The following is an 8,451-nucleotide window of genomic DNA, read 5'->3' on the forward strand; positions in this document are numbered from 1 at the left end:
AAAATATAAGACCGGAAGCATTAAAAATCCCGCAGGGATGAAAGATCGGTAACAGCAACTCCAACACGGGCGCCAGCTAATCCCGTAGGAATGCAACAAAGAAAACATAAAGAGCTGAAAAAGAAAAAATGGAAGCATTGAAATCCCGTAGGGATGACAGATCGGTAAGAGTGATTCTAACGGGAGGTGTCAGTTAACCCCTTTGGGATGCAACAAAAGAAAACAAGAGCTGAAAATATAAGACCGGAAGCATTAAAAATCCCGTAGGGACGACAAATCGGTAACAATGACTCTAACGCGGGCACCGGCTAATCCCATAGGGATGCAACAAAGAAAACATAAAGAGCTGAAAAAGAAAAAATGGAAGCATGGAAATCCTGCAGGGATGACAGATCGGTAAGAGTGATTCTAACGCGAGGTGTCAGCTAATCCCTTTGGGATGCAACAAAAGAAAACAAGAGCTGAAAATATAAGACCGGAAGCATTAAAAATCCCGCAGGGATGAAAGATCGGTAACAGCAACTCCGACACGGGTGCCAGCTAATCCCGTAGGGATGCAACACGGCAGGCCGCCCTGGCTGGCATCCTCACCAGCCAGCGACAATTTAGAATGCACCCCGCGTATCCATTTGCAATACTACATCGGATTAATTTGCGTAGCTTCCGGTAAACTTTATATACATGAGATATTGCCTGTTGGTTACGCTTTTATGCAGCACGATCGTGCTTTATGCGCAGCACAGCCCTGCACGTTTAATAGTGCGTGGGGATGATATGGGTTTTTCGCACAGCGGTAACCTTGCGGCCGTTAAAACATATAAAGAAGGGATCGTACGTTCTGTTGAAGTGCTGGTGCCCTCGCCCTGGTTCCCGGAAGCCGTGCAATTGCTGAAGGACAATCCCGGCGTGGACGTGGGCATTCATCTCACATTAACCAGTGAGTGGGATAATGTTAAATGGCGCCCGCTATCCGATTGTCCCAGTCTTAAAGACGATGACGGGTATTTTTATCCCATGATATGGCCCAACAAAGATTACCCCAACCGTGCTTTGCTTCAGCATAAGTGGAAGATAGAAGATGTGGAAAAGGAGTTCAGGGCACAGATAGAGCTGGCGCTCAAAAAAATACCCCGCATCAGCCATGTTTCCGGACATATGGGTTGTACACATCTGAATGAGGAAGTAGCTGCGCTCACCAAAAGGCTGGCAAAGGAGTATAATATTGATATTGATCTTCCGGCAAGGGGAGTAAAGAGCGTTAGCTATAAGGGCGCAAGCAAAACCCCGGCGGGAAAAAAGAAGGCTTTCATTGCCATGCTGCAAACGCTGGAAGCAGGCAACACCTATTTATTTGTAGATCATCCGGCATTCGATACGCCGGAAATGCGGGCCATACATCATATCGGCTACGAAGATGTAGCCATGGACCGCCAGGGGGTAGTGGATATATGGACAGACGCGGAGATCATGGCACTCATCAAAAAGAAAAACATACAATTGATCAGCTATAAGGATCTGTTGGCAGAATAATGAGCCATATTGTGGAGGAGAATTTTCCCGCAGCGTTCCCTTTTTAATTTTTCCTGTATAAGGTAAGCACGGCTTTGCCGGGGATCAGTATCGCGTCTGTGCCGTTTATTTCTCCCAGCTCTTTGCAGTTGTCGCTGCTGCTGGTAACCACCGCTGTATAACGGGACGCTATACCGGTACCGGCTAAACGAAAAGCTTTTCCTGTTGATGCGTCGTTAATGAAAATAAGGGCAGACGACTGATCACCGGCATTGTAAAAAGCCAGCGGCAACAGGTGTTCGTCGTCCGATGTTATTTTAAATCGTCTTGCACCAGGTCTGATATATTTGTAGAAATTTTTAGAAACGAAATACCGTTTGCTCTTTTCACCTGCTGCGCTCATCAGCGAATAGGCATCTAACTGTGTGGTGCTGAGCGACCAGAACAGCCATGCTGAAACATTTCCGTAGCGTAAAGCAATATACATGGCCCTGCTGAGCGCAATGGCGCCATCCATGGTATTTTCATACCCCGAAGTTTCAGTCATCCACAGGGGTATATTATAAGGTGCCCCCCAGTTATACATGTTTTCCCAGGTTTTTGCATCTGCAGAGCCGGGGTTTACGCCATCGGTTGCATAGCCGTGCACCGCCAGCATATCAACGTATTGGCGGGCGTCTGCATCTGCCATGATAGGATCCACCAGGCTTTTAATGCCATCAAACCATCCCACGTCTTCCGGTACGAATAATTTTGTGGTAATATTTTCATCCTCAAAGCGCTTACCCACCACCTTTAGTACATCGCGCAGCGCTTCGCCGTTGTATACGCAGGAAGTATAGAATTGCGAGAAGCGGGGCTCGTTTTGGATGCTCAGTGCGTATATGTCAAAGCCTGTAAGCTGCTTTATGGTTTTAATGTAGGCAACGCAATATTCGGCAAACTCATCGTACATACCCGTTTTTAGCTGGTTGGTGCTGTTGCCGGGGTTCGTTGTATAAGGCGGCGCGTCGTTTTGATCGGTGGTACCGTTGCCTACTTTATTATTGTATTTCATCCATACAGGCGGCGTCCACACAGAAGCGATCACTTTCTGCAGCCCGGCTGCTTTCATGTCTTTGAGATACTGAATATGGTCGGCCAGCTTATCGTCATGCCCGGGTGTATTGCTGTTGATATTAAATCGGGTAAGATCGGTAACGAAAGGGTCGTCATTATCGTTTTCAACTTCAAAATTGGAAGGGATATTCAACCGCAGGATGGTAAGCCCCAGGTCATTGATCAATGTATTCACAAACGGGGCGCTTGTAAAAGGGCCGGACGACCAGCCTTCCCTTTGCAGTCCAAATCCGCCAAACCCTTCCATCACCTGGAATGTAGTGGCGTTATCGGCCGTAACGGTAGCTACTTGTGTATTTATGGTATCTCTCACTTCAACGGGGTTAGATTTTCCGTCGCTTACTTTTACTTTAACGATATAGCTTTTTCTTTCATCGTAAGAATAGGTTTCGCCGGCGTTTCCCTGTTTTACAGTACCATCTCCAAAATCCCAGGTATAGGTAAGGTGGTCAAACTCCTGGTCGCTGGCGTCCACTTCAAAATGATACGTGAAGGGATTGATCTTAACGAGATTCGACCTGATAATGGCAACAGGGGAATGATTAGCAGCATGAATGCCCGTTTTTTTTGAACAGCCCGGTATAGGCAGACAAAAAAGGAATACAAAATTGCAGAGCAGGTATGCTTTCATGTTATTAATAGCCCGCATTTTGCGGAACATTCGGGTTTACATCAATTTCACTGCTGGGTATTGGAAACAATAAATGCTTCGACACCTGGAATGACATGGTGGATGTATTGGAACTGAAGAATGCATTATCCAGGGTTATAATGCCCTGCATCTGCCATCTTCTTATATCGAACCATCGTTGCCCTTCACCTGCAAGCTCAATGAATCTTTCACTCATTATCCAGTTCATAATGGTGGTCTTATCTGTTTCTGCAGTTGCATAATTGGCGGGTGAAGTGCCCCCGGGAACCATGTTCCGGGCCCTTGTTCTCACTTCATTGATATAACCGATAGCTTCTGCTGTTGATCCGCCGGATTGGAGCGTGGCTTCTGCTTTCAATAGCAATACATCGGCATACCGAAGTATCCTTGGGTTGTTTACCGAACCCACGCTAACCTGGTTCAATTTATCCCTCGTTACATATTTTTTTACCTCGTGGGTTGCAGCGTTTAAGGTCAGGTCTCTTCTTGGATCATCCGGTTCAAATGCGTTTACCAGCTTCGTGGTGGCATAAAATGGCGACTTGTCCCATATATTGGCATTGCCTACGCTGTAAAAGCTGTAAAAAACAGAGAGGTTACCTACGGCATTATCAAAATCATTTTCAAGCCATACATTATCCACCGAAAAAGCCTGTGTTGCCTGGTATTCAAATAAAGACTCTTCGTTGTTTTCGGTATCCCATGCAAAGTTATCGGTGAAATCTGCTGTAAGGGCTGCGCCGGAAATGCCGTTCAATGCTGCAATTGCAGCGCTGTAATCAGATGTGTTATTGGTAGCAGAGGCCCTGAATACGAGCGATTTTCCCATCATACCCAATGCTGCATTTTTTGTAACCCGCCCTCTGTTGGCGGCGTCCCACGATGCCGGTAATAACGAAGCAGCTTCGGTAAAGTCCAGTATCGCCTGGTCAAGCAATTGTGTGCCGGTTGTACCGGGTGGCGTAAACTGTTCCGGCGTTTTTACACGTTCGATCGTTAATGGGGCTGTACCAAAATAGTTCCACAGGTTATAAAATGCATACCCGCGCAAAAACAAAGCTTCGCCTTTATTGTAGTCTTTAAGGTTGGCTGTTTTGTATACGCCATTCTCTTCTTCTATCTTTTCCAGCAACGTGTTTGCCCTTGCAATAAGCTGGTACCATACGGTATAAAAATAAGTTACTCTTTCTGTGCTGGGCTGCAGGCTACCGAAGATCTCAAACTCTTCGTTTGCTTCATTGGTAGTAATGTCATCGCCCGGCAGCAAATAAATAGGCATAGTACACATGTAGGGGTTACCCCTGTACCAGTATACATCATTTATTTTGGCATATACGCCAAGCACGCCTTTGGCAAAATCATTTTCTTCCGTAAAGTACGACTCTTCCGTAGGCCCGTGCGGTAAAAGATCGAGGTGCGACCGGTTGCAGCCGGAGTAGAACGACACAATTGCTGAGATGATCATCAGCGCCGATATATTTTTTATAAAGATTTTCATTGTTTTAAGATTTTAGAATTAGAAACTGGCATTGATGCCAAACTGAATCTGCCGGGTAGGCGGTATAAGATCATTTTCCGGGTCAAGTCCTGTATAATCCGTAACGGTAAACAGGTTGATGGCTGCCGCATATACCCGGATGCTTTGTATAAACCCTGCTCTGTTTAAGAAAGCAGCAGGCAAAGCATAGCCCAGTTGTATATTCTTTAAGCGCAGGTATCCTGCGTTTTCCACGAACCGGTCGGAGTACCTCAGCGATTGTGCCGGATCGCCATATACGGCTCTTGGCATTGCAGCAGAAGGATTATCGGCTGTCCACCTGTTCAATGTGGTAGCCCACTGGTTGGCCAGCCCGCTCATGGCTTCCATGCCTTCCCTTACCGCGTTGTATTTTTGAACGTCGCCAACACCCTGGAAAAATACATTTATGTCCAATCCTTTAAAGCTGGCTCCTATGTTAAAGCCATAATAATAGCCCGGAATGGTTTTGCCAAGGTAGGTACGGTCATTGCCGTTAATGCGGCCGTCTGGTGTTTGGCTGTACCGCTCGGTTTGATCTTTAGGATTTCCATATACATCCCGGAAGTAGGCATCGCCGGGTTTATATATATATCCTGCGGTTGCATTGTCGGGATCCTGACCAACGTTCACATCTGCATACTCCTGGCGCCACGCGTCAATTTCCGACTGTGATTGAAAAATACCCCCGGTTTTGTATCCCCACAAATAGAACATGGAGTATCCCTCTTCAATCCTGTTGGTTTCGCCGCCTAAAGGGTTACCGCCATACAGTTTGGTTACCCTGTTCTTCACGGTGGTTAAATTTGCTGAAGCATTGAATCCTACCGGTCCAAAGCTGGTATTATAGCCTACCTGGAATTCGAGCCCCGTATTTCTCACCTCACCTATGTTGAGATCGGCCGGCGCCTGTATACCTGTATTGGGCGGCAGTGATACCGACTGTATGATATCATAGGTTGATTTGTTGTAGTATTCTGCTGTAAAGCTCACCTGGTTGTTGAAAAGCACGGCGTCTAATCCTATACTGGTTGTTTTTAATTTTTCCCAGGTAAGGGTAGTGTTGGCAAAATTAGGTAAGGCCGCTCCCTGCACCTGGGTACCATAGCCATCCCCGTTGCCGGAACCTATTGAATAGTCGGGTGTGAGCGATATGGTGGAAAGAAACGCATAATAAGCGGCAGACTGGTAGTTGCCCAATTTACCCCAGCCGCCCCTGATCTTCAGATCATTAATAAAAGTAGTTACAGGGAAAAAGGGTTCCGCACTAATACGCCATGCAAGGGCAAAAGATGAAAACTGGTCCCACTTATGCCCCGGAGCTAACCTCGATGAGCCGTCTTTACGTATAGTGCCGTCTACGTAATATTTATCCTTATACTTATAGCTTATTCGTCCGTAATAACCGATCAGCGCATCTTCCTGGATAATATTGGCGAAGCCCTGGGTATAAGGTGGAATATTGGCAATGTTCCTGTACTGAGGGTCAGCATAGTTAACATTACCGCTCAGGTCGGTTGTATACCATCTTCCAAATTGTTCCGAAGTGCCCAGCAGCACATCTATATTATGGTCGTTGAAAAAGGTGTGATTATAATTAACGGTCAGCTCTTTATTGAGATTATGTGTGCGCCCCTGTCTTTCACCATATCTTCCTTTGGCGTTACCATCCTGGCCGGCGTAAGGATTGCCCGGAGTTTGTGAAAACATCCACTCATCATAGTTTCCCCACGATCTGCGCAGGTTGAAATAATATTCACCTCCAAGGGCGCCTTTGATTTTTAATCCTGTAACCGGTTGTATTTGCACAAATGCATTTCCTATAATATCGTACAGTTCATACTTCGTGCTGTTCAAATGTTGGAAGGCGAAAACATTAAACCTTGTCTGCTGACCCCACAGCAGCCGGGGATCCCCGCTAACAAAATTATAAGGTGCCCCGGGGTTCAGTAAATTAGGATCATAATCGGGGTTAGGCTCAAAGCTGCCTGCTGTTGCGGGTACAAAGCCATAAGGCCCGGCGGGATCATAGATGGGTTGAAAGGGTATGGTAGACATCATGGTACCCATATCTGCCTGCGTATTGGTCAGTCCCCTTTGCTGGATCAGTCTTACCGTCATGCCCGCCTCTATATATTTTGAGATGCGGGAATCAATATTTAATGCTACCGAATACCGCTCCATATTATTCGCTTTGAGCGGGCTTTCCGTCTTTTGATATCCTGCGGAGAAGTAATAATTAAAGCTTTCCGTTCCGCCCGATACACGCGCATTGTAATCCTGGATGGGCGCATTCTTATTTTTCAATTCATCTACCCAGTCGTAGGTAGCACCGTTGCCAACATAGGCTGCATTGCCTTCGGTATATAAAGGCCCAAATTTTTCTCCGAAGGAAACTCCCGCGTCCGGATTATTGTTATAGGCTTCTTTTACAAGACCCATATACTGCTGGGTATTGAGTACGGGAATTGTTTTTGCTATATTTTGCATAGCATAGGAGGCTGAAAATTCTATTCTGGGTTTGCCCGATTTGCCTTTTTTGGTGGTAATGAGAATTACACCGTTGGAAGCGCGTACGCCGTAAATAGCAGCGGCAGAAGCATCTTTGAGCACCGAAATGGATTCAATATCGGCCGCATTGATCTTTGAAAAGATATTGATGGGAGATCTTATATCTCCTATGGCGCCTTCCGTTGCTCCCGCACCGCCTTCGTAAATGGGAACGCCGTCTACAACGTACAGGGGCTCCGCATAGCCAAAGGTGTTCACGCCTCTTATACGCACTTTAGGCCGGGCATTGGGCTCACCGCCACCCGATTCTACAAACACCCCGGGGGCATTACCCTGGAGAGCCAGTTCGGGGGTCATGGCAGTGCTTTTGGAAATGTCTTCGGAAGAAATGGTAGACAGTGCGCCGGTAACGTCTTTTTTCTTCCGCTGCCCGTAGCCTATTACTACCACCTCGTCTAAACCCCGGCTGGTGGCCGTTAGCACAACAGTGATTTCCTGCCGGTTGTTTATGGCTACCCTTTCCGTAATGTATCCTACAGAAGTAAAGATCAATGCGCCATTTTCTGGTGCGTTGATCACAAACTCGCCCCTGCTGTTGGTGGCGGTCTGTACATTGCTGTTCTCCACGGCTACCGTTACGCCCTGCAGCGGTGCGTTATCTGCATCCGTAACCCTGCCTCTGATTGTAATTTGATCCAGTACCGGCTGGTTGCTTGTAATAACAATGAGGTCATCGTCTATTTTTTTGAAAGTGAAACCGGTCTTTTCAAGGATCAATACCAATATTTCCGGTACCGGTGTATTCTTTACCTGCACGTCTATCTTTAGTTCCGACGGGAAAAAGTTGCTGGAATACACGAACTTATAATCGGTTTTGCTTTCAATCGTTCTCAGTGCGCTGCTGATCGTAACCTTTTTAAGGTTGAGTGTTAGTTTGGTTTCCTGCGAATAGCTGTTTGCTGAAACCTGCAGGCAGGTGGAAAGAATAATGATCACAGCCAGTTTCATAAGCAATACAATTTTCGTGAGCACGGATGCGCAGGCATGCATCCGGCTTTGTAGCCTTTTTTTCATATTTTTACCATGTTTAAGTTTACAAGTGAGGTAAGCTAACCTTTCTAACAGCTTACCTCAGGAACTTTCA

Annotated in this window: 4 protein-coding genes; 1 reads left to right on the top strand and 3 read right to left on the bottom strand. The window is 46.4% G+C overall.

Translation table 11 applies throughout. The features are described 5' to 3' along the window. Positions 1-681 precede the first annotated feature (681 nt). Positions 682-1,530: a polysaccharide deacetylase family protein gene (locus tag PLH26_RS17645; protein ID WP_324587353.1), complete on the top strand. Its 849-nt coding sequence runs from the start codon at positions 682-684 to the stop codon at positions 1,528-1,530. Positions 1,531-1,573: 43 nt separating this feature from the next. On the opposite strand, the gene PLH26_RS17650 is transcribed toward PLH26_RS17645, so the two are convergent. The 3 genes from PLH26_RS17650 to PLH26_RS17660 are packed head-to-tail and all read right to left on the bottom strand — an operon-like array spanning position 1,574 to position 8,381. Continuing rightward, a complete protein-coding gene (locus PLH26_RS17650) occupies positions 1,574-3,289 on the bottom strand; it encodes a PKD domain-containing protein (protein WP_324587354.1) in 1,716 nt (571 codons plus the stop codon). After that, positions 3,264-4,778, bottom strand: a complete 1,515-nt coding sequence (locus PLH26_RS17655) for a RagB/SusD family nutrient uptake outer membrane protein (RefSeq protein ID WP_324587355.1) — start codon at positions 4,776-4,778, stop codon at positions 3,264-3,266. The genes PLH26_RS17650 and PLH26_RS17655 overlap by 26 nt, the downstream gene beginning before the upstream one ends. 18 nt (positions 4,779-4,796) lie before the next feature. Further along, positions 4,797-8,381, bottom strand: coding sequence for a SusC/RagA family TonB-linked outer membrane protein (locus PLH26_RS17660; protein WP_324587356.1), 3,585 nt, complete (start codon positions 8,379-8,381; stop codon positions 4,797-4,799). Between the last annotated feature and the right edge of the window lie 70 nt (positions 8,382-8,451).

It is taken from the genome of Agriterribacter sp. (assembly GCF_035444585.1).
GTDB lineage: Bacteria > Bacteroidota > Bacteroidia > Chitinophagales > Chitinophagaceae > Agriterribacter.

Bases quoted from the DNA above. Each gene is read 5' to 3' on its own strand.
- PLH26_RS17650 (WP_324587354.1), bottom strand. From the start codon at position 3,289: ATGTTCCGCAAAATGCGGGCTATTAATAACATGAAAGCATACCTGCTC.
- PLH26_RS17660 (WP_324587356.1), bottom strand. From the start codon at position 8,381: ATGAAAAAAAGGCTACAAAGCCGGATGCATGCCTGCGCATCCGTGCTC.
- PLH26_RS17655 (WP_324587355.1), bottom strand. From the start codon at position 4,778: ATGAAAATCTTTATAAAAAATATATCGGCGCTGATGATCATCTCAGCA.
- PLH26_RS17645 (WP_324587353.1), top strand. From the start codon at position 682: ATGAGATATTGCCTGTTGGTTACGCTTTTATGCAGCACGATCGTGCTT.